We start from the raw sequence: 24756 nt of genomic DNA, 5'->3' as shown, positions 1-24756 counted from the left end.
ACATCGCGGTCGCAGGTGATCTCGCCGGCCGCGGCGATCGTTCTGCAGCTCTGGGGTGCGCGGCAACGATGCAGGTGCGGCCAGTCGGACGATCTGGCCATCGCCGTCGACATCGCTCGCAACATCGACTCCGCGCGGACAGCAGTACGTGTCGGTGAATTCACACTGGCCGACGGTCCGCCCCACCCGGAGGCCACCGTGCTGCGCGCGATGGCCGGAGAAGCCGCGAGGCAGGCGACGCCGACCTGGCTGGCACGTCGCGCGCGGGATCACAGATGCCCTCTGCGGTGCAGTGGCGATGAGCGCGGTCGCTCTCGCGTGCGGAGATCACGCAGACGCGAGACGCAGGGTGGCGACCTGGCTGACCATGAGACCGTCGCAGCGGCGGCGTGGTCCGGTGCCAACGGCCTCCGTCGTCCGGAGGGTCTTCTCCGCGCGCACATCGACCACCTCGAAAGGACGAATCGTGGCGCCACGGACGACCACGGCACGCCCAACCGAACGCCGTACCCACCAGGCGGAGCACGTTCGTCCGGTGGGCCCGGCAGCGGATGGACTGAGTCAGGCGCGGAAATCCACGTGGATGCCGCAAAGTTGCACAGGCGCAACACAAGCGTGGGCAGCCTGCCGCTCGTGACCGGGCAACCCGGTGCCTTCGGCCCAGCGACGACATTGGGAGGACACGGCCTGCGCCCTGCCGCGCGGTCTTCAGCACATCACGCTTCCCGCTCAGGGCAGGGGCGGTGGGCTTGCGATCACTCTCTGAGCACCGCGGTGACGAGCGATCAGGTACGGAACTCCCTCAGCTTTCGCTACAACTCGTTGCGAAACACTCTTTCCGATTTCCGCTACAAGTTGTAGCTTTACCGGCCATGTACCTGACGCAGGGCCTGCACCGGACCGCGCAGCAGACGCCGGACGCGGAGATGACCGCGTGCTCCGGGCGCTGGCGGACGTGCGCGGAGGTCCGCGACCCGCCGAGATCGGCTACGCGACTCCGCGACTCCGCGACTTCCGTCCTGCTGGTGGATGACGCGTTCGCGCCGATGCTGCCCGTGTTGCGCGCGTCGTACCCGGAGCTACGGACCGTGATCCACACCGGGGACGGATCCGCGCCGGACGACGTGATCGGGTACGAGGAGTTGCTCGCCGCTTCGACGCCCGTCCCGGACGCCCGGCGCGGCGGGGACGCGTTGGCGAGGTTGTTCTGCACCGGTGGCACGACGGGCTTTCCCAAGGGCGTCATGCTCTCCCACGCGAACCTGGCGACGTCGCCGCTCGACCTGGTCGCGAGTGGACGGGCGTTCCGGCCGGGCGCGCGGCTGCTGCACACCGCGCCGATGTTCCACCCTCGCGGACCTCGCCACGTGGGGTGCGGTGCTCACGCTGGGCGGCAGTCACGTGTTCCTGCCGGGGTTCGACCCCATGACAGTGCTCGCGACGATCGAGCGGGAGCGGGTCACGGACAGCCTGCTCGTGCCGGTGATGATCCAGCAGCTGCCGATCACCCTTCGGTCGCCGCACACAACCTGCCGAGTCCGCGAAACGTCCTTCATGGAGCTTCGCCGATCCCTCAGGCCGTGCTCGAACAGGCGATGCGGGCGTTCCCGAACGCGGACTTCGTGCAGGCGCACGGCATGACCCGAGCTCGCGCCGGTCGCGACCGTGCTGAGCCCGTCCGACCACCGCGACCCTTCCCCGTTGCGCTCGGCGGGACGTGCCGCGGCGCACACCGAACTCCGCATCGCCGACGCCTCCGGCGACGAGGTTCCGCCCAGCACCGTGGGAGAGATCCAGGTGCGTGGCGGGCACCTGATGCTCGGGTACTGGGACGAGCCCGCCGAGACCGCTTCGGCGTTGCGCGACGGCCGGATGCACATCGGTGATGCGGGCCACCTGGACGAGAACGGCTACCTGTTCATCGTCGACCGGCTCAAGGACATGATCGTGTCCGGCGGCGAGAACGTGTACTCGGCCGAGGTGGAGAACGCGATAGCGCTCCATCCCGCGGTGGCCGCCTGCGCCGTGATCGGCGTACCGGACGACGGATTTCGTCGAGTCGTTGCCGGTGTCGAGCACCGGCAAGGTCCCTCAAGCGCGATGTCCGCGCAGCGCACTGGGAAGGGCAGACCGGCCAGGTCAACTGATCACGTTCCCCGAAGGAGCACCCATGCTCAGAACCACCCGTTCCGCCATGGTCGTCCTGGCCGCACTGGCCGTCACCATCGGCGCCCTGGAGAGCATCCCGTTCCCCGCTTTGCCGCTCCTGCAACGAGAACTCGGACTCGACCCCGCACAGGCAGGCCTGCTGTCCACCACGCTGATCATCACGTCCGCGGTCACCATGCCGATCGTGGCGAAGATCGCCGACGACCGCGGCGGCCGCCGGACCCTGTTGGTGCTCACCTGGTGCATCGTCGCCGGGGCGATGCTGTCGGCGTTCGCCACGACGTTCCCCGTGATCCTGCTGGGCCAGTTCCTCCAGGGACTCGGCGGCGGCATCCTGCCCGTCTCGTTCGTGGTGGCACGCGAGCTCTTCACGGACTCGACCCCGGCGGCGGTCGGCTGGCTCACCGGCCTGTTCACGGTCGGCACCGGCCTGGGCGTGCTCGCCTCGGGCCCCCTCGCGGACGCGTTGTCGCGGCGGTGGATGTTCCTGCTGCCGGCGTTGATCGTCTCGGCCGTCGCCCTCATCGCACCCGTCGTGTTGCCGGGCCGGGCCCGTGTCCGGGCCGCGCGACTGGACTGGCTGGGTGGAATTCTGCTGGCGTTCGCGCTCGCCACGCTCATGCTCGCCCTGTACCTCGGCGCACTGGTGCTGCTCGCGCTGACGCTCGTGCTCGGCGCCGGCTGGGTGCTGGTCGAGCGACGGGCCGCGCACCCGATGGTCGACCTGCACATCCTGCGGACGCGCGGTGTGTGGACCGCGAGCGTCATGGCCGGTGTGCTGGGCGCCAGCTACTCGGCGACCTACTTCCTGGTGCCTCAACTGCTGTCGACGTCGCGCTTCAACGCGACTCCCAGCGACATCAGCCTGTACCTGTTCCCCACCGTGGTCGTGGCGATCGTGGTCGGCCCGCTGTCCGGGCTGCTCGTGCGCCGCGCCGGTGCCCGCGCGGTCGTGGTGGCCGGTCTGGCGCTCACCGCCGCGGGAACGCTGTTCCTGGCGGTGTGGCACGAGATGCCGTGGCAGATCGTGCTGGGCATGCTGGTGACGCTCGGCCTCGGAGTGGGCACCGCGTCGACCGCCACCTACACCAGCGTGATCGCTTCGGTGCCGGAGGAGAACACCGGCGTCGCGTCGGCGACCTGCGGCATCGCCCGCGCGATCGGCGCGGCGCTGGGAGTTCAGGTCGCGGCGGCTCTGCTCACCTCCTCACCGTCGGACGGCACGTTCCGGCTCGGCTTCCTGCTCGCCGCCGTCGTCGTCCTGCTGCCGCTCGTGCTCCTGCGCGGCGTTCCAGGGCGGTCCGGTGAACGGGGATTTCGTTCAGGGCTGGCAGTGGCCCAGGGCTAGCAACAAGACCCACACGGCCGCACCCGTCCTCGGCGCCGTTGTCCTGATCAAGGTGTTGACCACAGGCCTTGCCATCTGGGCGATGGCGATCGCCTTGCTCGTCGACAGCCGACAGCCCAACTGGCCTGTCACGGGACTGTTCGCGGTGATGATCACCGTGTGCACGACCGTCCTGCGGCGCGGCGCTCGAGAACTCGGGACACCCGAGCCAGATTGGCTTTGCTCCTCCCTGCGGTGCTGAACGAAACCGTCATCGGCACGACCGGAGTCCCGGGACGAAGGTCCTGTCCGGTAAGCGACGTTCCTACCTGCGTTCACCCGCACCTGATCGCGAAAGATCGAGATGTGATCGCGCTGCCGCGCATCCGTCCCAGGTCCCTTTCCGAGGAGCGTCTTGTGCTTTCCGCTGCTTCAGCTCTCGTGGTGCGCGCGACCCTGCCCGTCGTCCGCGACCACGCCGCCGAGATCGCCGCCGAGTTCTACCCGTCGATGTTCGCCGCGCACCCGGAGCTGCTGAACCTCTTCAACCAGGGCAACCAGGCCAGTGGCAAGCAGCAGGTCGCGCTGGCCGCCGCGGTCGTCGCGTACGCCCAGCACCTGCTCGACGGGACACCGTTCGGCCCGATCGCCGAACGCATCGCCCACAAGCACGTCTCGCTCGGAGTGCGGCCCGACCAGTACCCGATCGTCGGCAGGCACCTCATCGGCGCCGTGGCCACGGTCCTCGGTGACGCCGTCACACCCGAGGTCGCCGCGGCCTGGGAAGAGGTGTACTGGCTGTTCGCGGTGTCGCTGATCGCCGCCGAGGCACGGCTGTTCCAGACCGCGAACACCACCCCAGAGACGCTGTGGCGGCCGTGGCGCGTCGCGAAGCGCGACGAGGAGGCGGTCGACACGGTGTCCTTCACGCTGCTGCCCGACGACGGCGGCCCGGTGCCGGCGTTCGCGCCGGGGCAGTACGTGTCCGTGGCGGTCGACCTGCCGGACGGGCACCGGCAGCCGCGCCAGTACTCGCTGTCCCAGGCACCTGGCCGAGACGAGCTGCGCATCACCGTGCGACGTGTTCGCGGTGTGGACGGTGTCCCGGACGGTGCGGTGTCGAACTTCCTGCACGACCACGTGCAGGCCGACCACACACTGCTGGTCGGTCCTCCCGCCGGCGAGGTCACGCTCGAGCACGGCGACCGGCCGGTGGTGTTGATCAGCGCGGGCATCGGCATCACACCGATGCTGTCGATGCTCGACCACCTGTCCGCCGCACAGCCCGAACGCACGGTCGTCGCCGTGCACGCCGAGATCTCGGCAGACCGGCACGCACACCGCGAGGAGTACGCCCGCCTCGCCGGCTTCCAGCAACTGACCTGGTACGAGAACGGCGACGGACACACCGGCCGTATCGACGTGGACGCGATCCCGTTGCCGTCCGGGGCAGTCATCCACCTGTGCGGCCCGATCCCGTTCATGCGCGACATGCGTGCCGGACTCCTCCGGCGCGGAGTACACGCCGACGACATCAAGTACGAGGTCTTCGGTCCCGGCATGCTCGCGCAGTAACCGGCTCGGCGGCGCGCGTGCACCAGCACCTCGACATCGGACAGGGCGAGGTCGATCGGGTCGCGGCCGTCGACGACATCGCCACCGTCTATGTCTTCGGGTGGGAGGAACGTGCCGTCGACTCCAGCCGGTTCGTGCTGGGACGGGTGATGAAGGAGCTTCACCGCTCCTGACACCTCACCTGTGCGCGGCGTGGCGCGCCGCCCGCAGAAGACACAGTTGCGGAACAACAGGAACCGCAGGACGGTGGCCATCCGCTGGCCGCGCTCACGGTGTGGCAGGGCCTGATCGACACGGCCGGCCACAGGCCGGTCAGCGGGTGCTCGTGCACGCGGCGGCGGGCGGGGTCGGGCATCTGGCCGTGCAGATCGCGAAGAGCCGCGGCGCCCACGTCATCGGCACCGCGAGCACGGCCAAGCACGAGTTCGTCCGCTCCCTCGGCGCCGACGAGGTGATCGACTACCGCGACCAGGACTTCGCCGAGGTCCTGCGCGGGCCGGCCGGTCGACGTCGTCCTCGACACGCCGAGGCACGGCGCCGGGATTCCCCGCCGGCTTCACCGTCGTGGAGCAGGACCGGCTCGGGATGACCGCGTCGAGCAGGGCGGGCTGCGCGTGCGGATCGACTCGGTGTACCCGCTCACCGACACGGCGCAGGCGCATCGCCGTGGAGAGACCGACCGGGCCGGCGGCAAGGTCGTCCTGCGGGTGGCCGAGGCCTGCGGCGATCTTCCACCGCCCGCCCCGGGACCTTCGTCCCTGCGGGGGTCACCGTTGCCCTCTGGGAACAGCGGGCCGGCAGGAGGACCCTGGACGTGTGGACCTCTCGTGAGGCTGGTGGAGTCGTGAGCACCGCACTGACGTTCGGCATCGAGGAGGAGTACCTGGTTCTCGACGCCGCTACCCGGCGCCCGTCCCCGGTCGGCGCGCGCGCCGTGACGCGGTTGTCCGATGTGGACTTCCACCGGGAGTTCTCCGCGGCACAGGCCGAGTTCGCGACCCCGGTGTGCCTGGACCTGGCCGCGGCGGGGAAGGAACTGACCCGTGGACGCACCACGCTCGCCGAGGCCGCGCGCGACCACGGTGCGTTGATCATCGCCTCGGGGACACCGCCGCTGGGCCGTCCGGGACCGCCGCCTGTCACGGACAAGCCGCGCTACCGGCGCATGGCGGAACGGTTCGGCATGCTCACCGAAGACCAGGGCGTGTGTGGATGTCACGTGCACGTCGGTGTCCCCGACGTCGACGAGGCGATCCGCGTGAGCAACCACATCCGGCCCTGGTTGCCCGCGTTGTTGTTGCTGGCAGCCAACTCACCGTTCTTCAACGGCCGTGACACCCGGTACGCGAGCTGGCGGACGGTCGTCTGGTCGCGGTGGCCAGTCGTGGGGGTGCCGCCTCACTTCCGCGACGTCCGGGAGTACCACGAGCTGGTCGGACGGCTGGTCGACGCCGAGGTCGTCACCGACGCCGGAATGATCTACTGGTTCGTCCGGCCGTCCCGGCACGTGCCGACCGTCGAGGTGCGGGTGGCGGACGTGGCGATGACCGTGCCGGAAGCCCTTCTGCAGGCCGCGCTCACCAGAGCACTCGTCAGCGTCGCACTGGAGTCGGAGCGCCAGCCGTGCGTGTCGGACGTGTTGCTGCGCACCGCGTGTGCGCAAGCCGCTCTCGTGGGACCGGACGGACGCTGCCTCGATCCGTTCAGCGGCAAGGCGAGCGAGGGCTGGAACCTGGTCGACGACCTCGTGCGGCACGTGTCGCCCGCGCTGCGAGCCGCTGGGGACCTGGGCTTCGTCCAGGGCCAGATGTCCTGGTTGCGGGCGCACGGCGGTGGCGCGGCACGACAACGCCGGGTGTTGCGCGAACGCGGTGAGCTGAGCGCCGTGGTGGACCACCTCGCGGCCGCCACCACCGGCCCGGAACCGAAGTGGTGACCGGTTGCCTTCCCACAGGGACTTTGGCCACTGCTCCCGGCCACCTGAGCACACCACACTCGGTTGATGTCCATCTTCGCGGTTCGCGTCGAGAAGCCAGAGGATCTCAACGTCATCATCGGACAGGCGCACTTCATCAAGTCGGTCGACGACCTGCACGAGGCTCTTGCGGGTGCGAGTCCCCACCTGCGGTTCGGGCTGGCCTTCTGCGAGGCCTCGGGGCCTCGGCTCGTCCGCCACTCGGGCAACGACCCGGACCTGGTCGAGCTCGCGGTCAAGAACGCCCAGGCGATCGGCAGCGGCCACTCGTTCATCGTCTTCCTGCGCGAGGGCTACCCGGTCAACGTGCTCAACGCCATCAAGCAGGTGCCCGAGGTCTGCGGGATCTTCTGCGCCACCGCCAACCAGGTCGACGTGCTGCTGGCAGGCACCGCGCTGGGCCGGGGCATCATCGGCGTGGTCGACGGAGGTCCGCCTGCCGGCGTTGAGAACGCCGACGACCAGGTGGAACGCCAGGCGCTGCTGCGCCGGATCGGTTACAAGCCCTGATCGCCTCGCGGCCGCGGCGGGATTGGCCCCTGCCTCCTGACGCCTCTCAGGTCTAAGTGTGGACAGGTCCACCACGTACAGAGGGGGAACCTCCATGTACCGAATCCGCTCCGTTCTCGTGATGCTCGCCTGTGTGGTCGCAGCCGCTGGTGCCACGACGTCCGCGGTGGCGGCACCGCAGACCTCGACCCTGGTCGCGATCCGGGCGGCACATCACCCGGACTACGACCGCGTCGTCTTCGAGTTCACCGGACCGGTCCCCGCCCAGCGAGTGGCCGGCTACGTCCCCGAGCTGATCGGCGATCCCTCCGGGCTTCCCGTCCCGGTGGCAGGAGACGCGATCCTGCAGGTCCGCATGGCGTCCGCGCGAGGCCACGACGACAACGGCAACGTGACGTACGGGCCGACCCGCCGCACCTACCCGCTGCCCAACGTCATCCAGGTCGTCAACTCTGGCGACTTCGAGGGTGTGCTGACCTTCGGGATCGGTCTCGCCCAGCGCACGGGTGTCACGGTGTTCACGCTCACCGGCCCGAGCCGGATCGTCGTCGACATCGCCACGCCGTTCCGCACGGTGCCGGTGAACGTCCACTTCCTCGACCTCGACCGCTTCCAGTCCGGCGTACCGCCTTACACCCGCGCCGTCACCCGGCCGGTGATTCCTCCGGCCACCGCGCGCGGGGCTCTGCAACGGCTGTTCGCGGGTCCGACCCAGGACGAACTCGCGCAACGGCTCAGGTTCGTCAACTCCGACGCCACCGGCTTCACCGACCTGTCCATTGTGGACGGAATCGCGCGGGTGCGGCTCACCGGCGGCTGTTCCAGCCACGGCTCGACCTTCTCCGTGGCCGACGAGATCATCCCGACGCTCAAGCAGTTCAGCTCGGTGCGCTGGGTGAAGATCTACGACCCGCAGGGCAACACCGAACGTCCCACCGGGCAGACGGACTCGATCCCCGAGTGCCTGGAGCCCTGAGGACCGCGGGACGTCACTCCAGGCGTCCGGTCAGCTGGACACCCGAGTCGGCGGAGTGGCCGGGCTGGTCCGCGGCCTCGGTTGTCCCGTCCGAGGCCTGACCCGTGGTCAGCAGCTCGGCGGCGAGCGCATCGAAGATCGGTGTACTCGTCATGCCAGCCACTCTGTGGCATCCGCCGTGACGAGGAAAGGGGCCGCTTTCACGTCTGACCAGAGCTCGCGAACGGGTCGGCGGGCTGCCAGGCGACCGGCAGCAGGACCTCGACGTCGTCGCGTGCGGCGAGCGCCGACAGGTGGCGCATCGTGGCGTCCAGGTCGTCGGCCGGGTACGGCATCGGACGCAGCGGCTGGTCCAGTGAGATGAAGAAGTCGTCCCAGTGGACCAGCACCACCCGGCGCGCACCGGTCGCGCGCACGACCTCGTCCCAGTACGCCTCGACGTACCTGACCGGCTGCCGGCCCAGCCCGCCGACACCGAGGTACACCACGTCCGCGTGTGTGCCGTGCAGCGCGCCCGGCCGGAATCCCGCGCTGGCGTGCAACAGAAGCGTCCCGCACCGGTGCGAAACGAAGACGGAGTAGACGGTGCCCGTTCGCCACTCCCGGCTCCGGCCGGGCGGAACGAGCGCGGCGTCCACCGTGCCGGGGTAACGATCGCCGGGGCTGTGGTCGGACTCGACGAACGTCAGCTCGAACCCGCCGCAGGTGAGGACGTCGCCCGCACCGACGACGCGCAGGCTCTCCTCAGGTACGCCGAGACCGCGCCCGACGTTCGCCGTGGACTCCGAGCCGACCAGTTCCGCTCCGGTCAGCGAGGCCCACACCGGCGCGTCCAGCGCGTGGTCGTAGTGGGAGTGCACGCACACAACGGCGGCGAGCGGCGGTGTGCCGAGCCGTTCGATCGCCGCGCGGACCACACGGGTGTCGGGCGCGATCCTGCCGAACAGCACGCGGGCCAGACCGGGCCGGGTGACGAAGCCGTCGCTGAGCACCGCGGTGTGCCCGTCGCTCAGCAGCACCGAGCTGGTGCCGAGGAACCACGCCTTCACTCCAGCGTCCGGTGCACTGGGCTGCACCTGCGCCGAATAGCGCCGCAGGCTCGGACGACTCAACCAGAGCTTCACCGGAGCATCATCCCTGACCGGCGACGGCCGCTACGGTCCCTGCTTTCCCGGGACCTAGGCCCCTCCCGGGAAAGCGCTCGCGATGTGAGGTTCGTAGTGGGCAGAACAGCTCATCGGGACAGCGGGAGCGCCAAGGGTGATCACGACCGAACGCACCGAACGCATCGAGGTGCACGGCACCGTGCAGGGTGTCGGGTTCCGGCCGCACGTCTTCCGCCTCGCGACCGCACTCGGTATCCGCGGCGACGTGCGGAACGTCGGCGGGCACGTCGTCATCACCGCTTCTGGCCCGCCGGACGCGCTCGGTGCGTTCAAGCAGGCCCTGCGCGAGCGCGCGCCACGACATGCGCGCGTCGACCGCATGACCGTCACCCGAGCGCCAGACATCGGACAGGCCGGCTTCGTCATGCGGGACAGCGGGTTCGGGGGTGGCCCTCGCACCATCGTTCCCGATCTCGCGACCTGCGACGCCTGCGTGGCCGAACTGTTCGACCCCCGGGACCGGCGCTACCGGTACCCGTTCGTCAACTGCACCGACTGCGGCCCGCGGGCGACGATCGTCGAGTCGGTGCCCTACGACAGATCGCGCACGACCATGCGCGGCTTTCCGCTGTGTGCGCTGTGTTCGGCCGAGTACCACGATCCAGCTGACCGCCGGTTCCACGCGGAGCCGGTGGCGTGCCCCGGCTGCGGCCCCCGGCTGCGCTGGGGTGACGTGACCGGTGACGAGGCGCTGCACCTGGCCACCGCGGCGATCGCGCGAGGCGGCATCGTCGCGGTCAAGGGCATCGGTGGCTACCAGCTGGTCTGCGACGCCGCGGACGATGACGTCGTCGTCCGGCTGCGCGAACTGAAACACCGGCCGCGCAAACCGTTGGCCGTGATGGTCCGTGACCTGGAGGAAGCGCGCGCGCTGTCCGATGTGGATGATCAGGCGGCCGGGCTGCTGCGGTCCCCCGCCGCACCGATCGTAGTGCTGCGGTCCCTCTCCGGAGGGCTGGACGTCGGGCTCTTCCTGCCCTACACCCCTCTGCACCACCTGCTCGTGCACGACCTCGCCCGGCCACTCGTGGTGACCAGCGGGAACCGATCCGGTGCCCCCATCGAGATCCGTGACGAGGAGGCCCTGTCGACGCTGGCACCGCTGGTGGACGGCGTCCTCACGCACAACCGGCCGATCCTCTCGCGCTACGACGATTCGGTCGTCCGCGCCGGTCGGATGGTGCGCAGGGCGAGGGGATTCGCGCCCGAACCGATGCCGTTGCCCGTGTCGTCACCGGCTCCGGTGCTGGCGCTGGGCGCACAGCTCAAGCACACAGCCGCGCTCGTGACCGGTGATCGCGCGACGCTCGGCCCGCACACCGGAGACCTCGAGAACGCCGAGACGCTCAGCGCGTTCGAGAGCACCGCGGAAGCGCTGAGCCGGTGGCAGGGCGTGAAGCCGGAGTGGTGTGCCCACGACCTGCATCCCCGTTATCTCTCGACCCGGTTCGCCGAGCGGTGGCCGAGGGATCGCCGCATCCCCGTTCAGCACCATCACGCGCACGTCGCGGCGACCGCGGCGGAACACGGTGTGCGGGGCCGGTTCATCGGTGTCGCCTACGACGGTCTGGGCCTGGGCGACGACGGCACGTTGTGGGGTGGCGAGATCTTCCTGGCCACGTACCGGGACTACCTGCGGGTGGGCCGGTTCGGCCGCGCCCCGCTGCCCGGTGGTGAAGCCGCCGTCCGGCGTCCGTCCCGGATGGCGCTGGGATACCTCCACGGCGCCGAGGACTTCGGTGCACCGTCCATTCCGGACTCCCTGCGCTCGCCAGAAACCGGGCTGGTGCGGCGCATGATCGAGCGGCGGGTCAACAGCCCGCTCGCGTCGAGCGCGGGCAGGCTGTTCGACGCCGCCGCCGCGTTGCTGGGCTTGTGCGAGGAGAACTCCTACGAGGGCGAAGCCGCGGTGCTGCTGGAGACGGCGGCCGCGGACCACTCCGCTCCGGCGTTCGACTGGAAACTGCACCGGCGTGCCGGGATGTGGGTGTACGACCCGGTGCCGACGTTGCGCGGCCTCGTCACGTCCGGCGATCCGGTAGGTGTCCGGGCGGCCCGGTTCCACTCCACGATCGCAGAGGTCACCGCCGCGCTGGTGCGCGAGGTCGCCGGGGACGTCCGGACGGTGTGCCTGGGCGGTGGGGTGTTCCAGAACCGCAGACTCGTCGACGAGGTGACCCGCGGGCTCGACGGCTTCCGCGTGCTCGTCGGCGAGCGCGTGCCGGTCAACGACGGCGGGATCAGCTACGGGCAGGCCGCCGTGGCGGCGGCGCTGCTGGCGGGAGAGGACTGCTGATGTGCTTGGGGATTCCGGGCCGGATCGTGAGCCTCGACGACGACGAGCCCCGTACCGGCACCGTCGACTTCGACGGTCTGCGCAGACCGGTGTGCCTCGCGTACACCCCTGAGGCGGAGATCGGCTGCTACGTGATCGTGCACGTCGGGTTCGCGATCAGCCTGGTCGACGAGGAGGAGGCGGCGAGGACGCTCGCCGTGCTGCGCGCCATGCCGGACGCGATCGAAACGGAGCTTGGGCCGTGAAGCACCTGCAGGAGTACCGCGATCCCGTGCTGGCGCGGCGGCTGCTCGCCGAGTTGCGCGCCACCGCCACCACCCCGTGGACGATCATGGAGGTCTGCGGCGGCCAGACGCACACGATCGTGCGGCAGGGCATCGACGAGCTGCTGCCCGCCGGCATCCGGATGATCCACGGACCGGGCTGCCCGGTGTGCGTGACCCCGCTCGAGACGATCGACAAGGCGCTCGCCATCGCGGCACGACCGGACGTGATCTTCACCAGCTACGGCGACATGCTCCGGGTGCCGGGCACCTCCGGCGACCTGCTGGCGCTCAAGGCCAGGAGCGCGGACGTGCGAGTCGTGTACACGCCGCTCGACGCGGTGCGCATCGCGCGGGAGAACCCCGACCGGCAGGTGGTGTTCCTCGCGGTCGGTTTCGAGACGACCGCACCGGCCAACGCGATGGCGGTCCTGCACGCGGCGGCGTCCGGGGTGGCCAACTTCAGCGTGCTGGTGAGCCACGTGCTGGTGCCGCCGGCGATCACCGCGCTCATGGACGATCCGGACACGCAGGTGCAGGCGTTCCTCGCGGCCGGGCACGTCTGCGCGGTGATGGGCTGGACGGAGTACGAGCCGATCGCGGCCAGGTACCGCGTTCCGGTCGTGGTGACCGGGTTCGAGCCGTTGGACCTGCTGGAAGGCATCCTGATGGCGGTCCGGCAGCTCGAGGAGGGCCGTGCCGAGGTCGAGAACCAGTACGCCCGCGCGGTGCGCCGGTCCGGGAACTCCGCCGCGCAGGAAGCGATGCGCCGGGTGTTCCGGGTGAGCGACCGGACGTGGCGGGGCATCGGCCCGATCCCGCGCAGTGGCCTCGCGCTGAGTCCCGAGTTCGCCCACTACGACGCCGAACTCAGGTTCGAGATCGGCGACCTGGTCACCCGTGAGTCGCCGGACTGCATCGCGGGCGACATCCTGCGCGGCACCCGCGTGCCGACCGACTGCGTCGCCTACGGGCGCACCTGCACCCCGAGAAGTCCGCTGGGCGCACCGATGGTGTCCAGCGAGGGCACCTGCTCGGCGTTCTTCAACGCCGGCCGAGCACTCACCGTGGAGCACCCATGAGCCTCTCCTGTCCCGTCCCGCGTGTGGAAACCGAACGCGTCCTGCTGGGCCACGGCTCCGGCGGTCAGCTCATGGCCGAGCTGCTCGCCGACGTCATCGCCCCCGAACTCGGCCTCACCGAGCCGCTGGAGGACGCTGCGCTGATCGGCCTGGACCAGGTGTTCAGCACCGACAGCTACGTCGTTACGCCGCGGTTCTTCCCCGGCGGTGACATCGGCGCGCTCGCGGTGCACGGCACGGTGAACGACCTCGCCATGCGCGGCGCCCGGCCGATCGCGCTCAGCCTGGCCTACATCATCGAGGAGGGCCTGCCGATCTCGGAGCTGCGCGACATCACGCACTCCGCCGCGGCCGCCGCCCGTGCCGCGAACGTCCCGATCGTCACGGGCGACACCAAGGTCGTGGGTCGTGGCGCCGCCGACGGTCTCTACGTCACGACGACCGGCGTCGGTGTCCGGCTGCGCGACGCGTGGCCGTCGGCGGCGAGCGCGGTACCAGGTGACGTCGTGCTGGTGTCCGGGCCGATCGGCCTGCACGGCATCTCCATCCTCAGTGCCCGCGAGGGGCTCGGCTTCGAGGCGGACGTCTTGTCCGACACCCGGCCGCTGCACGAGCTCGTCGCCGCGATGATCCGCGCGGGCGGCGCTGACGTGCACGCGTTGCGCGACCCCACGCGAGGCGGTCTGGCCGGCTCGCTCAACGAGATCGCCGCGGCGTCCGGGGTGTGCGTGGAGATCGTCGAATCGCAGGTGCCGGTGCCCCGGCCCGTGGCAGCGGCCTGCGACCTGCTCGGGCTGGACCCGTTGCACGTGGCCAACGAGGGGTGTCTGGTGGCGTTCGTCGCACCCGGCTCGGTCGATGCGGTGGTGGAGGCGATGCGCGCTCTGCCAGAGGGTGCGGACACCACCATCATCGGCGAGGTGACCCACGGCGTACCGGGGCGCGTCCTCGCGCACACCCTGGTCGGGTCGTCACGCGTGGTGGACGTGCTGGTCGGCGAACAGCTGCCCCGGATCTGCTGAGGTGTCGTCCTTCCAGGACCGAAGCGCCGGGCCGCGCGGGCCTTTGGTCACTGGGAGCGGTGACCGCTCGTCGTGACGATGGAGGAACAGCCACGAGGAGGGCGGCCAATGAACGTGGTGCTGGACTTCACCGGACTCGATGTGCTCATCGGCGTGCTCCGCGAGGACGGCCGGACCGTCGTCGGCCCCGTTCATCAGGACGACGCGATCACGCTCGCCGAGCTGACCTCCGCGGCGGATCTGCCGAGCGGGTGGGGCGTCGAGACGGGCCCCGGCCACTACCGGGTGCGCAGACGGTCGGACGCCGCGGTCTTCGGGCATTCGGCGGGACCGCAGTCGTGGAAGAAGTTCCTGCACCCGCCGCGCCGCACGCTGGTTTCCAGCGACAGCACCGGATTCCACGCCGCCGAGGAACCGGCACCGGACTACGCGTTCTTCGGTGTGCGGCCGTGCGACCTCGCCGCCATCGCGAAACTTCGGCAGATCGTCGGAGGCAGAACGCCGTTCGTGGTCGCCGCGCAGTGCACCGAACCCGGTGAGGTGTGCTTCTGCTCCTCGATGGGATGCGGCCCCGGCGCCGGAGAGGGCTACGACATCGCGCTGACCGAACGGATCGACTCCGGCGGCCACCGGTTCCTCGCCACCGCCGGTACGAGCGACGGCTCCGACGTGCTCACCCGCGTACCAGCGCGCGTGGCCACCACCGAGGACGTCATGACGGCCGAACAGGACGTCGCGGCGGCCGCGGGGCGGATGGGCCGGGCCATGCCCGAACTGGACCTGCGCGACCTGCTCGCCGCCAGCCGGGACTCCCGCCACTGGGAAAGCGTCGCGGAGCGCTGCCTCACCTGCGGCAACTGCACGATGGTGTGTCCCACCTGCTTCTGCGTGTCCGTTGAGGACGCCACGGACCTGCAGGGCGGCGCGGAACGTTCCCAGCGCTGGGCGTCCTGCTTCGAGATCGACTTCTCCTACCTGCACGGCGGCTCGGTGCGCACGTCCGGCGCGGCGCGGTACCGGCAGTGGATGACGCACAAGCTCGGCACGTGGCACGACCAGTTCGGCACGTCCGGGTGTGTCGGTTGTGGACGGTGCATCGCCTGGTGCCCGGCCGGGATCGACATCACCGAAGAGGCCGCGGCTCTCAGCCACGACCACGACGCACGGGGTGAGTGAGGATGACGACACCTGCTACCAGCTTGGACAGCCTTCCACTGCTCGCGAACCTCACGCACACGCAGCGCGCCGCGATCGCGGGGGTCAGCCGGATGGAGACCTACGAGCCGGGCGCCCGGATGTTCGACGAGGGCGGGCTCGCGGACCAGTGCTGGGTGGTGCTGTCCGGCTGCGTCATGCTGGACGCGTTCGTCCCGCCAGGCGGTCATGTCGTGTTGCAGAGCATCGGGCCGGGTGAGCTCATCGGCCTCTCCTGGCTCGTGCCGCCGTATCGCTGGCACTTCGGCGCGACGGCCGTGTCGCCGACGCGCGCGGTGGTGGTGGACACCGCCGCGTTGCGCGCGCTCGCCAACGACGATCCGGCGCTCGGCTACCAGCTGGCGCTGATCCTGATCGAGGCGTTGGTGAACCGGTTGCAGGCCACCAGGATCCGGCTGCTAGACCTCTACCGGAACCCGTCGTGACGTGGGTGCCCACGCCCTACCGGGTCGTCTCGCGCACCGTGGAGACACAGGACTCGGTGACGCTGGCGCTGCACCCGGTCGGCGAACCGTTGCCGGAGTTCCGGCCCGGCCAGTTCGCGATGCTCTACGCGCACGGGGTGGGCGAGGTGCCGATCTCGATCAGCGGCATTCCCGGTGACGGCACGCTCGTGCACACCGTGCGCGCGGTCGGTGCGGTCAGCCGGGCCCTGCACGACGCCGAGCCGGGGACCGTGCTCGGGGTGCGCGGCCCGTTCGGCACGGCCTGGCGGCTCGACGGCGCCGAGGACCTGCTCGTCGTCGCGGGTGGCATCGGCCTGGCCCCGTTGCGGCCGGTGCTGGGCCACCCCAGCAAACGCACGGTGCTCATCGCGGGCGCCCGCACGCCGCAGGACCTCCTGTACGCGGACGAGCTGGCGCAACTGTCCGATGTGGACGTCGTGCTCACCGTCGACCGCGGCGACCACGACTGGTACGGCAGGATCGGCTTCGTCACCGAGCCGCTCGCGTCGATTCCGCTCGACCCGGACCACACGACCGCGCTGTTGTGCGGCCCGGAACCGATGATGCGCTACTGCGCCAGGACGTTGCTGGGACGAGGTGTGCCGGCCGAACGGATCCAGGTGTCACTGGAACGCAACATGCAGTGCGGCCTCGGCCTGTGCGGGCACTGCCAGCTCGGCCCGCTGCTGTTGTGCCGCGACGGGCCGGTCACCGGCTACCCGGCCGCCGAACCGCTGCTGCTGGCGAAGGAGTTGTGATGCCGACCATCGCGGTGTGGAAGTTCACCTCGTGCGACGGCTGTCAGCTGACGTTGCTCGACTGCGAGGACGAGCTGCTGCCGTTGACCGAGCACGTCCGGATAGCACACTTCCTCGAAGTGACCAGCGTCAGCGAGCCTGGCCCGTACGACATCTCGATCGTCGAGGGCTCGGTGACCACGCCGGAGGAGGCCGAACGGATCCGGTGGATCCGCGAGCAGTCGGCGGTGCTGGTGGTCGTGGGCGCGTGCGCGACTTCCGGTGGCATACAAGCGTTGCGGAACTTCGCCGACGTCGACGAGTTCCGTTCGATCGTCTACGCCCGGCCCGAGCACATCACCGCGCTCGCGACCTCCACCCCGATCTCCGCCCACGTCACCGTCGACCACGAGCTGCGCGGGTGTCCGATCGACAAGGGGCAGTTGCTGGAGGTGCTCACGGCACTGCTCGCCAGCCGCGCTCCGGACCTGCCGGACACCAGCGTGTGCACCGAGTGCAAGCGCCGGGGTCTCACCTGCGTGCTGGTCGCGCGGAACACCCCGTGCCTGGGGCCGGTGACCCACGCCGGTTGCGGTGCGCTGTGCCCTGCGGTGAACCGGGGCTGCTACGGCTGCTTCGGCCCGATGAAGCAACCGAACGTGCCCGCGCTCGTGCCGTTGCTGCGGCGAAGTGGCCTCGGCGACGACGAGCTGCGAATGGTGTTCCGCACCTTCAACGCCAACGCGGAGTGGACATGACGCATCGCGCGAACCGCACGCTGCAGGTCGCGGGCCTGGCCAGGGTCGAGGGCGAGGGCGCGCTGCACGTGCGCACGATCGGCGGCGAGGTCGAGCGGGTCGAGCTGAACATCTACGAGCCACCACGGTTCTTCGAGGCGTTCCTGCGCGGCCGCGGCTTCCGCGAGCCACCGGACATCACCGCGCGCATCTGCGGGATCTGCCCGGTGGCCTACCAGATGAGCGCGTGCCTGGCGATCGAGGACGCCTGCGGAGTCTCGGTCGGCGGTGCGCTGCGGCAGCTGCGCCGGCTGTTGTACTGCGGTGAGTGGATCTCCAGCCACGCCTTGCACGTCCACCTGCTGCACGCGCCGGACTTCCTCGGCTTTCCGGACGGCATCGCGATGGCGCGGGAGCACCGGTCCGTGGTCGAACGCGGCCTGGCGTTGAAGAAGGCCGGCAACCGGATCATGGACGTGATCGGCGGACGCGCCATCCACCCCGTCAACGTGCGGGTCGGCGGATTCTACCGGGTGCCCACCTCCGAGGAGTTGCGCCCCCTGGCCGAAACCCTGCGCCAGGCGCTCGACGAGGCGCTGGCCGTGGTCGCGTGGGTGGCCGCGTTCGACTTCCCGGACGTCGACGTGCCGCACGAGCTGATGGCGTTGCGCGACACCGACTATCCGCTCGACCGCGGCACGCCCCACGTCAGCACCGGGCTCGCCTTCCCGGTCGCCGAGTTCGGCGACCACGTGGTGGAGCACCAGGTCGCGCACTCGACGGCACTGCACGCCCGGCTCGACGGGCAGGTGTTCCTGGTCGGACCGCTCGCCAGGTACAGCCTCAACCACGATCGCCTCTCCCCCGTCGCGCGGCAGGCCGCTGCGGCGGCCGGGCTCGGTCCGGTGTGCCGCAACCCGTTCCGCAGCATCGTCGTGCGGGCCGTGGAGGTGGTGTACGCCGTCGAGGAGGCGTTGCGGATCATCGCCTCGTACGAACGCCCGGAGTCGCCGTACGTCGAGGTGAATGCGCGCGCCGCGGTGGGACATGGCGTGACCGAGGCGCCGCGCGGCCTGCTGTACCACCGCTACGAGCTCTCCTCGGAAGGTCGCGTCCTCAGCGCGGACATCGTGCCGCCCACCTCGCAGAACCAGTCAGCCATTGAGGCGGACGTGACGCAGGTCGTGCGGTCGCACCTGCACCTCGACGATCACGCGCTGCAGTCGTTGTGCGAGCAGACGATTCGCAACTACGACCCGTGCATCTCCTGCTCGGCCCACTTCCTCGACTTCACCAGGGAGCGGGCGTGAACGCCGTCGTGATCGGAGTGGGCAACGAGTACCGCCGCGATGACGGCATCGGCCCGGCCGTGGCCCGTGCGCTGGCCGCGCTCGGCGTGCGCGCGGAGATCAGCGACGGTGACCCCGTCCGCCTCATGGAGTCGTGGGAGGGCGCCGAGATCGTCGTGATCGTGGACGCCGTGCGGTGCACACCCGCGGTGGCGGGCCGTTGGCACCGCACAACATTGCCTCATACCGTGCCGGCGGCGAGCACGCACGGGTTCGGAGTGCCTGAGGCCGTGGACCTGGCCGACGCGCTCGACCGCCGCCCGGAACATCTCGTCGTGTACGCCGTGGAGATCACCGACACCGGCTTCGGCACGGGCCTCAGCGCGGCCGTCGCCGCAGCCGTCGCACCGCTCACCGCGGCCATCCGGGCCGAGCTCTCCCTGCCCATGCCGCTGTGAGCAGTCTCCTGGAGTTCACGCCGTCAGCGCGCGGTCCAGTCGGACGCGATCCGCTCCCACTCCGCGGCCCAGCGGCGCATGCGCACCTGCTTGTGCGTGAACCGCGCGGCCAGGTACAGCACCGCCATCGCTGCCGACACCCCCGCCCACAGCAGAGCCGCCAGCCCGGCCGCCTCGACCACGGCGCCCGCGGTGGTCAGCGGTGGCCCTGCCGGGTCGCCGCCGCGATCCACCCAGATCGGAAGCATCCCACCCGCCTTGCGACCCTGCGCCGCCCGGACGAGCCCCTCCCGCGGCACACCGTCCGGTCCGTGCCACGTCGCGCGCACAGATGCCGACTTCACGGGACCATCCGGGTCAACCACTCCGCTCACGGGCGGTGTGTCCTCCAGCAGCACGGCCACCACCTGCTGCCGCGTCTGCTGCTCGCTCGCCGACTGAACCAACCGCGCGGCGTAGAACTCCGAGCCGGCTGTAGCCGCGACCGGAAGAGCCAGCAGCGCGACGACCACCGCCACGACGAGCACAACCCCCTCTATGCGGTCGCCAGCGGTCGCGAGCTGGTTGCGTCCGGGAAAAGCCTGCCGGACGACCCTGGCGAGCGGCTTCGCGTCCACGATGCACCTCCTCGGTCCAGGTTGCGCGCGCGAATGCCCACGCCCCAGTGCCTTTGGTCCCGTTGCCGTACGACCGTCAGTTGATCGAAGGCCGCCATGTGGCGAAAGCCCGCTGTCGCTCACCCAGCTGGAAAGTCGTGTACTGCAAGCGTTTCTCGATATGGCCCCTTGGATCACCAACGGGTGAGCCAAGAAACTGCACACATGGACGTTCATCGAAGATCAGTGGTTCCCGCTCTGCTGGTGGCCGCGGGACTGGCGCTCTGGCCGACGGGCACCGCCGCAGCGCAGCCGGCTCCCACGTGCAACGGCCTGCCCGCCACGCAGGTGGGCACCAACGGCAACGACGTGCTGTTCGGCACGAACGGGCCGGACGTGTTCGTCTCGCTCGGCGGTGACGACGTCGTGTTCGGCATCGGCGGCAACGACACCGCATGCCTGGGAGCAGGTTCCGACGAGTTCTTCGGCGGTGCCGGCAACGACTGGGCCGTCGGGGAAGCCGGCGCGGACACGCTCAACGGGGAGGCCGGTGCCGACACCCTGAACGGCGGCGAGGGTCCTGACCGCCTCGACGGAGGAGCGGGCAACGACACGCTTGTCGGCGCGGAGGCGGCAGACAACATCGAAGCCGGTGCGGGCGACGACACCGTCAACGCGGGCGCGGGCGCGGACTCCGTGTCCGGCGGCGAGGGCGACGACACGCTCAACGGTCAGGGCGGAGCCGATCGCCTCAGTGGCGGCAACGGCAACGACCGGCTCAACGGTGGAGCAGGTGTGGACGATCTCGACGGCGGAGCGGGCAACGACATCGTCAACGGCAACGCGGGCAACGACACCCTGACCGATCCGTCCGGACTGGACGTCGGTGACGGTGGCGCGGGTCCCGCCGACCGCTGCGACTCCCGCTTCGAGTCGCTGTCCAACTGCGAGATCATCTTCTGACCTGAACCACTCCCGCCGTTCCCGAACCCGGCGCGGCCGGGAGACCGCGACGCCGCGATCCCCGAACTAGTGGCCCGGACGGGCCACTGTGTAGCGGCAAACCGCTCCCGGTCGCACCGACCCGTCGTTCCCGCCGGACGGGACCACGCGCGCCTCTCCTCGCCAGGGCCTCCCTCACCCGCTGCGGGTGAGGGAAGCCGGCCGTGCTGGTGCGCTCCGCCCGCCACGGGCGGCGCGCGGAGCCGATTGTCGCGCTGAGATCGTGACATGACCGGACCTCTTCAGCACAAGATCGGCGGGGGACGCGTTTCACCGCAGGCCGCCGGAACTCCTGCGGCTTCGCCCCGTGGCTGGCTCCGGTTCGCCGGCCTGGTCGCGACGCTGATCGGTGCCAGTCACGTGATCGCGGGACTGCTGGCGTGGTCCGGCAGCGAGTTCTACGTCGTTCGGACCTCCAGGCATGCCCTCACGATCACCTCCGCGTCGTGGGGCTGGGCGCATCTCGTCCTCGGCGCCCTCCTGATCAGCGTGGCCGTCCTCGCCTCCAGGCCGTGGGAGCTTTCCGCGCTGGTCTCCTTCGTGGCGGCCAGCGTGCTGATGAACCTGGTTTCCCTGACCGCGCAACCGGTCTGGGCCGCACTCGTGATCGGACTCGATGTCGTCGTGCTCCACGCAGTGGTCGTGCGTGGGCAAAGGCACAGCTCCCCTGCGAAAGACAGTCAGCGATGACATCGTCCACCGAGTTCTTCGACGGTCTCCGGGGCAGAGGGCGCCAGCCGCTGTTCGAGAAGGTGAAAGCGACGGAGACCCACCGGCGAGGCGTGGATCACCGATCTTGAGGAGACGGGCGTGCGGGTGCTTCCCGGACCGGTCACCTCCCGCGGGTGAAGCACTCGTCGCCGACGCCCCGGAGGTTGTGAGCATGGTGCCCACGACCAACGACGTTCACCTCGATTCGCTGAAACCCGCCGCCGTGCTGCGGGTGCGGCTCACCGCTCCCGCACACCGCATGGCCGACGCCGCACGCAGCACGCTCGAATCGCTGCTCATGGTCGCCGAAGACGCCTCGATGCGGTGCGCTGGTCCACCGGAAGTCGCTCTGCTCGGACACCACCTGCCGTGCACTCGAGCCGAGGTCCGCATTCCTGTCGTCGGCGTGCCGACCGGCGGCCTGCTGAGCTGCTTCTCCTACCGGCCGGGCGGTGTGGTCGCCAGAACCTTCCACGACACAGGTCTGGATGACCTGGAACCGGCCCGCGCTTCGTTGCTCACGTGGATGGCGGACAACGGGTACCACGCGGCTGGACAGCTCACACTGTTCCGCCTCCGCGCGGCGAAGGAGAACCTCGATCCCGCCGAACACCTGGGGGAGGTCGTCGTTCTCGTTCACGCCAACGGTACAGAGGACTGCTGTGTACCGCGAAGTGCACCTCGAACCGAGTAGCGCGTAGTGCACGCACGGGAGCGTCGACCGGACAGGTGGACAGCACATCTGCCCGTCGCCACGGGACGAAAGACCCTGGGGATGCTGAATCACACCGCGTAGCAAGGAAGGACAGCCGAACACCGTTCCGCGAGGAGGTTGCGATGGGCACCGTGGCTCGCGTCGTCGAGATCAGCGCCGAGTCCGACACGAGTTTCGACGACGCCGTCTCGACAGGAGTCGAACGAGCGGCGCGAACACTGCGAAACATCAAGTCGGCGTGGATCAAGGAGCAGCACGTGGACGTCGCGGACGGCCGCATCACGGGTTATCGGGTGCACATGCTGGTCACGTTCGTCCTCGACGAGTGACCTCGCCACGGCTTCACACCTCGGTCCACTCCGGACGCCGTTCCGGTCAGCCGGCGTCGAGGCGGCGCTTGCCGTAGGCCACCGCGCGGAGCAGGTTCGCCCAGGACAGCACGCGCGGCCCGCACTCGCAGGAGGCGGGCAGCGCGTCGTCCGCCAGCCGGTCTCCGTTCTGCTGGTCTTCAGCGACGGTGAGCCTTGCGGCGGATGACCCCGACGGCAGCGGTGCCGACGAACAGCACGATTCCGATGATGGCCAGCCAGACCAGGCCTTCGAAGGCGAATCCGATGACGGCTGTGATCAGCCAGAGCACCAGCAGGACGATGATCAGGATCAGCATGGTGACCTCCGGTTCGGCGGGACCGGTGTCCCGCCGCGTGGGTTCCGGCTTGCAGGTTCGTAGGTGTCAGTGACTTCCCGCGTGGGCTTTCTTGTGCGCGTCCTCGGCACGCACGGGCGCGCCGACCTCGTGCAGGTAGCGCAGGATCTGGCCGTAGGACATCAGCAGGCCGCCTTGGCTGTAGCTGATTCCCCTGGTGGCGCAGAAGGCTTCGACGAGCGGCTGGGCGCGGCGCAGGGTGGGCCGGGGCATGCTCGGGAACAGGTGGTGCTCGATCTGGAAGTTCAGGCCGCCGAGCGCGAAGTCCACCCAGCGACCACCGGTGACGTTGTGCGAGGTGAGGACCTGCTTGCGCAGGAAGTCCAGGTGATGTCCCTCGGTCAGGGTGAGCATGCCTTTGTGGTTGGGAGCGAAGGAACATCCCATGTACAGGCCCCACAGGCACTGGTGCACCACGATGAAAACGAACGCCTTGCCCGGCGAGAGGACCAGGAAGACCGCCGCCAGGTAGACGACGAGGTGCACGGTCAGCAGGGTGGCCTCGATCCACCGCGCCCTCAGCCCTCCGCGCCACACGGCCTTGATGCCCGACCAGTGCAGGTCGAACCCCTCCAGCATCAGCAGCGGGAAGAACAGGAACGCCTGGTACTTCGCCATCCACCGCTGGAATCCCCGCTTCGCGCGGCTCTGCCGGGTGCTGAAGGCGAGCGCGGCCATGTCGATGTCGGGGTCGGCGCCCTCGAGGTTGGGGTTGGCGTGGTGGCGGTTGTGCTTGCCGACCCACCAGCCGTAGCTCATCCCCACCAGCCCGGCCAGCCCGATCCCCGTCACGTCGTTGGCGCGGCGGCTGGGGAAGATCTGCTTGTGCCCGGCGTCGTGCCCGAGAAACGCGACCTGGGTGTAGAGCACGGCCAGCACCGCCGCGGTGAACAACTGCCACCAGGTGTTCCCCAGCAGGGCGAACGCGACCCAGGCCCCGGCGAAGGCCAGCAGCGTCAGGCTGCCCTTCACCGCGTAGTACACCGGTCGGCGGTCCATCAGGCCGGCTCGTTTGACGATGTCCGAGAGTTCGGCGAACTCGCTGCCCTGTCTCGGAGCCGACTCCGGTGAGGTGACGGCGTTCATGACCTGACCTCCTGTCAGCGGGTGTGCCGGGCGGTCAGACCCGCTGCAGACGCCCGCCCTCTGTTTCCCAGCGCTGCGTTGCCGATCCCGCCCGGTCGCGCAGCAGTGCGTCGGGGCTCTCCACGTTGTCCCGCTCGGCCGCGGCTTCCAGGACCTGGTAGGCGCGCGCCGGGTCGGTGGCGGGAGGAATCACCAGCAGCGTCACACGGGTCCGCCGGTCCGTGCCGATCACGGTCAGCGTGTTCGCGTGCTGTGTGCGGAAACCCTCCAGCCGGACGTCCTTGCCGTCCACGGACAGCCGGCGTGCCGGCGGCTTCCAAGCGGTCAGGTTGAAGGTGACCCGGCCTGTCCGCCCCAGCCGATCGGCCAGCGCGGCGAGCAACGACGGCAACTCGGCGGCCAGGTCGAGGCTGCGCGGCCACCAGGCCCCGTCCACGAACCCCGCCACCGAGCCCGGAGGCTTCAGCGCCACCTGGGAAGCCTGCGGTGTGCTTCTCATGACCGTCTCCTGACCGCCGGCCACCTCGGGTCAGCGAACCTTCTCGGGGATCCGGTCGAGGGTCCGCAGCAGCTTCATCGCGAGCGCGCGGGACTCCTCGACCGACAACGACGTGTTGGCTTTCAGAACGTCCTGGACGAGCTTCACGCGCTGTTCGTAGCGGGACACGTACACCGGTTCCGGATTCACCGCTCCTCC

General features: G+C 70.1%; 29 protein-coding genes and 2 pseudogenes. 24 read left to right on the top strand and 7 right to left on the bottom strand.

The genetic code is table 11. The annotated features are described in order from the left end of the window. Nucleotides 1-872: 872 nt before the first annotated feature. The 10 genes and pseudogenes from LFM09_RS17820 to LFM09_RS17775 form a co-directional block, all read left to right on the top strand. A pseudogene (locus tag LFM09_RS17820) lies at nt 873-1583 on the top strand (AMP-binding protein); the annotation flags it as partial. 82 nt (nt 1584-1665) lie between these two features. Next, nucleotides 1666-2037, top strand: a pseudogene (locus LFM09_RS17815) (AMP-binding protein); the annotation flags it as partial. 133 nt (nt 2038-2170) lie between these two features. After that, nucleotides 2171-3517 (top strand): MFS transporter, encoded by a 1347-nt coding sequence (locus LFM09_RS17810; protein ID WP_414097584.1) that lies wholly within the window; start codon nt 2171-2173, stop codon nt 3515-3517. A gap of 396 nt (nt 3518-3913) precedes the next feature. Continuing rightward, nucleotides 3914-5071 (top strand): globin domain-containing protein, encoded by a 1158-nt coding sequence (locus LFM09_RS17805; RefSeq protein WP_414097583.1) that lies wholly within the window; start codon nt 3914-3916, stop codon nt 5069-5071. A gap of 17 nt (nt 5072-5088) precedes the next feature. After that, nucleotides 5089-5244 (top strand): hypothetical protein, encoded by a 156-nt coding sequence (locus LFM09_RS17800; RefSeq protein WP_414097582.1) that lies wholly within the window; start codon nt 5089-5091, stop codon nt 5242-5244. Nucleotides 5245-5345: 101 nt separating this feature from the next. Further along, complete coding sequence (locus tag LFM09_RS17795; protein ID WP_414097581.1) at nt 5346-5660, top strand: zinc-binding dehydrogenase; 315 nt, start codon at nt 5346-5348, stop codon at nt 5658-5660. Then, nucleotides 5614-5919: a zinc-binding dehydrogenase gene (locus tag LFM09_RS17790; protein ID WP_414097852.1), complete on the top strand. Its 306-nt coding sequence runs from the start codon at nt 5614-5616 to the stop codon at nt 5917-5919. The genes LFM09_RS17795 and LFM09_RS17790 overlap by 47 nt, the downstream gene beginning before the upstream one ends. After that, a complete protein-coding gene (locus LFM09_RS17785; RefSeq protein WP_414097580.1) occupies nt 5916-7007 on the top strand; it encodes a glutamate--cysteine ligase in 1092 nt (363 codons plus the stop codon). The genes LFM09_RS17790 and LFM09_RS17785 overlap by 4 nt, the downstream gene beginning before the upstream one ends. A 66-nt stretch (nt 7008-7073) precedes the next feature. Then, nucleotides 7074-7556 carry an adenosine-specific kinase gene (locus tag LFM09_RS17780; protein WP_414097579.1) on the top strand — a complete coding sequence of 161 codons (483 nt, stop codon included), beginning with the start codon at nt 7074-7076 and terminating at the stop codon, nt 7554-7556. A 94-nt stretch (nt 7557-7650) separates the two neighbouring features. After that, nucleotides 7651-8532 carry a hypothetical protein gene (locus LFM09_RS17775; RefSeq protein ID WP_414097578.1) on the top strand — a complete coding sequence of 294 codons (882 nt, stop codon included), beginning with the start codon at nt 7651-7653 and terminating at the stop codon, nt 8530-8532. Nucleotides 8533-8545: 13 nt separating this feature from the next. On the opposite strand, the gene LFM09_RS17770 is transcribed toward LFM09_RS17775, so the two are convergent. Both LFM09_RS17770 and LFM09_RS17765 read right to left on the bottom strand, forming a co-directional pair. After that, nucleotides 8546-8686, bottom strand: a complete 141-nt coding sequence (locus LFM09_RS17770; RefSeq protein ID WP_414097577.1) for a hypothetical protein — start codon at nt 8684-8686, stop codon at nt 8546-8548. Between the two features lie 46 nt (nt 8687-8732). Next, nucleotides 8733-9656 carry an MBL fold metallo-hydrolase gene (locus tag LFM09_RS17765; RefSeq protein ID WP_414097576.1) on the bottom strand — a complete coding sequence of 308 codons (924 nt, stop codon included), beginning with the start codon at nt 9654-9656 and terminating at the stop codon, nt 8733-8735. A gap of 136 nt (nt 9657-9792) precedes the next feature. Here LFM09_RS17765 and hypF point away from each other — a divergent pair, with 136 nt between their 5' ends. The 10 genes from hypF to LFM09_RS17715 all read left to right on the top strand — a co-directional run bounded on the left by hypF (nt 9793) and on the right by LFM09_RS17715 (nt 19243). Further along, nucleotides 9793-11994, top strand: a complete 2202-nt coding sequence (gene hypF / locus LFM09_RS17760) for a carbamoyltransferase HypF (RefSeq protein WP_414097575.1) — start codon at nt 9793-9795, stop codon at nt 11992-11994. Beyond that, on the top strand, nt 11994-12239 hold the full coding sequence (locus tag LFM09_RS17755; RefSeq protein WP_414097574.1) for a HypC/HybG/HupF family hydrogenase formation chaperone: 246 nt from the start codon (nt 11994-11996) through the stop codon (nt 12237-12239). Before hypF ends, LFM09_RS17755 begins: the two co-directional genes overlap by 1 nt. Continuing rightward, nucleotides 12236-13339 (top strand): hydrogenase formation protein HypD, encoded by a 1104-nt coding sequence (gene hypD, locus LFM09_RS17750; RefSeq protein WP_414097573.1) that lies wholly within the window; start codon nt 12236-12238, stop codon nt 13337-13339. The genes LFM09_RS17755 and hypD overlap by 4 nt, the downstream gene beginning before the upstream one ends. Beyond that, nucleotides 13336-14361, top strand: a complete 1026-nt coding sequence (hypE, locus tag LFM09_RS17745) for a hydrogenase expression/formation protein HypE (protein WP_414097572.1) — start codon at nt 13336-13338, stop codon at nt 14359-14361. Before hypD ends, hypE begins: the two co-directional genes overlap by 4 nt. Nucleotides 14362-14469: 108 nt before the next feature. Next, on the top strand, nt 14470-15537 hold the full coding sequence (locus LFM09_RS17740) for a 4Fe-4S dicluster domain-containing protein (RefSeq protein WP_414097571.1): 1068 nt from the start codon (nt 14470-14472) through the stop codon (nt 15535-15537). 2 nt (nt 15538-15539) lie between these two features. Further along, on the top strand, nt 15540-16001 hold the full coding sequence (locus tag LFM09_RS17735; protein ID WP_414097570.1) for a Crp/Fnr family transcriptional regulator: 462 nt from the start codon (nt 15540-15542) through the stop codon (nt 15999-16001). Continuing rightward, nucleotides 15998-16780 carry an FAD/NAD(P)-binding protein gene (locus tag LFM09_RS17730; protein ID WP_414097569.1) on the top strand — a complete coding sequence of 261 codons (783 nt, stop codon included), beginning with the start codon at nt 15998-16000 and terminating at the stop codon, nt 16778-16780. Before LFM09_RS17735 ends, LFM09_RS17730 begins: the two co-directional genes overlap by 4 nt. Then, nucleotides 16780-17517 (top strand): oxidoreductase, encoded by a 738-nt coding sequence (locus LFM09_RS17725; RefSeq protein ID WP_414097568.1) that lies wholly within the window; start codon nt 16780-16782, stop codon nt 17515-17517. Before LFM09_RS17730 ends, LFM09_RS17725 begins: the two co-directional genes overlap by 1 nt. After that, a complete protein-coding gene (locus tag LFM09_RS17720) occupies nt 17514-18806 on the top strand; it encodes a Ni/Fe hydrogenase subunit alpha (RefSeq protein WP_414097567.1) in 1293 nt (430 codons plus the stop codon). The genes LFM09_RS17725 and LFM09_RS17720 overlap by 4 nt, the downstream gene beginning before the upstream one ends. Continuing rightward, nucleotides 18803-19243: a hydrogenase maturation protease gene (locus LFM09_RS17715; RefSeq protein ID WP_414097566.1), complete on the top strand. Its 441-nt coding sequence runs from the start codon at nt 18803-18805 to the stop codon at nt 19241-19243. The genes LFM09_RS17720 and LFM09_RS17715 overlap by 4 nt, the downstream gene beginning before the upstream one ends. A 23-nt stretch (nt 19244-19266) precedes the next feature. Here LFM09_RS17715 and LFM09_RS17710 read toward each other — a convergent pair whose 3' ends face one another. Next, the gene (locus tag LFM09_RS17710; RefSeq protein ID WP_414097565.1) at nt 19267-19860 is read right to left on the bottom strand and encodes a hypothetical protein; all 594 of its coding nucleotides are present in this window, start codon (nt 19858-19860) and stop codon (nt 19267-19269) included. A 204-nt stretch (nt 19861-20064) separates the two neighbouring features. On the opposite strand from LFM09_RS17710, the gene LFM09_RS17705 reads away from it, so the two are divergent. The 4 genes from LFM09_RS17705 (at nt 20065) to LFM09_RS17690 (ending at nt 22596) form a co-directional block, all read left to right on the top strand. Beyond that, nucleotides 20065-20802, top strand: a complete 738-nt coding sequence (locus LFM09_RS17705; RefSeq protein ID WP_414097564.1) for a calcium-binding protein — start codon at nt 20065-20067, stop codon at nt 20800-20802. A gap of 267 nt (nt 20803-21069) precedes the next feature. Beyond that, a complete protein-coding gene (locus LFM09_RS17700; protein ID WP_414097563.1) occupies nt 21070-21531 on the top strand; it encodes a hypothetical protein in 462 nt (153 codons plus the stop codon). Between the two features lie 193 nt (nt 21532-21724). After that, complete coding sequence (locus LFM09_RS17695) at nt 21725-22246, top strand: hypothetical protein (RefSeq protein WP_414097562.1); 522 nt, start codon at nt 21725-21727, stop codon at nt 22244-22246. Nucleotides 22247-22389: 143 nt separating this feature from the next. After that, nucleotides 22390-22596 (top strand): dodecin family protein, encoded by a 207-nt coding sequence (locus LFM09_RS17690; protein ID WP_414097561.1) that lies wholly within the window; start codon nt 22390-22392, stop codon nt 22594-22596. Between the two features lie 179 nt (nt 22597-22775). On the opposite strand, the gene LFM09_RS17685 is transcribed toward LFM09_RS17690, so the two are convergent. The 4 genes from LFM09_RS17685 to LFM09_RS17670 all read right to left on the bottom strand — a co-directional run bounded on the left by LFM09_RS17685 (nt 22776) and on the right by LFM09_RS17670 (nt 24747). Next, nucleotides 22776-22934 (bottom strand): LPXTG cell wall anchor domain-containing protein, encoded by a 159-nt coding sequence (locus tag LFM09_RS17685; RefSeq protein WP_414097560.1) that lies wholly within the window; start codon nt 22932-22934, stop codon nt 22776-22778. Between the two features lie 66 nt (nt 22935-23000). After that, nucleotides 23001-24059 (bottom strand): fatty acid desaturase family protein, encoded by a 1059-nt coding sequence (locus tag LFM09_RS17680; RefSeq protein WP_414097559.1) that lies wholly within the window; start codon nt 24057-24059, stop codon nt 23001-23003. Between the two features lie 34 nt (nt 24060-24093). After that, on the bottom strand, nt 24094-24558 hold the full coding sequence (locus LFM09_RS17675) for a DUF5994 family protein (RefSeq protein ID WP_414097558.1): 465 nt from the start codon (nt 24556-24558) through the stop codon (nt 24094-24096). A 30-nt stretch (nt 24559-24588) separates the two neighbouring features. Continuing rightward, entirely contained in the window at nt 24589-24747 is a 159-nt protein-coding gene (locus LFM09_RS17670; RefSeq protein ID WP_414097557.1) for a DUF6307 family protein, read from the bottom strand. Between the last annotated feature and the right edge of the window lie 9 nt (nt 24748-24756).

The organism is Lentzea alba, from assembly GCF_047445655.1.
Classification (GTDB): domain Bacteria; phylum Actinomycetota; class Actinomycetes; order Mycobacteriales; family Pseudonocardiaceae; genus Lentzea; species Lentzea alba_A.
Note: the sequence above shows the minus strand (reverse complement) of the source record. Positions and strands in the feature narration are given on the sequence as shown.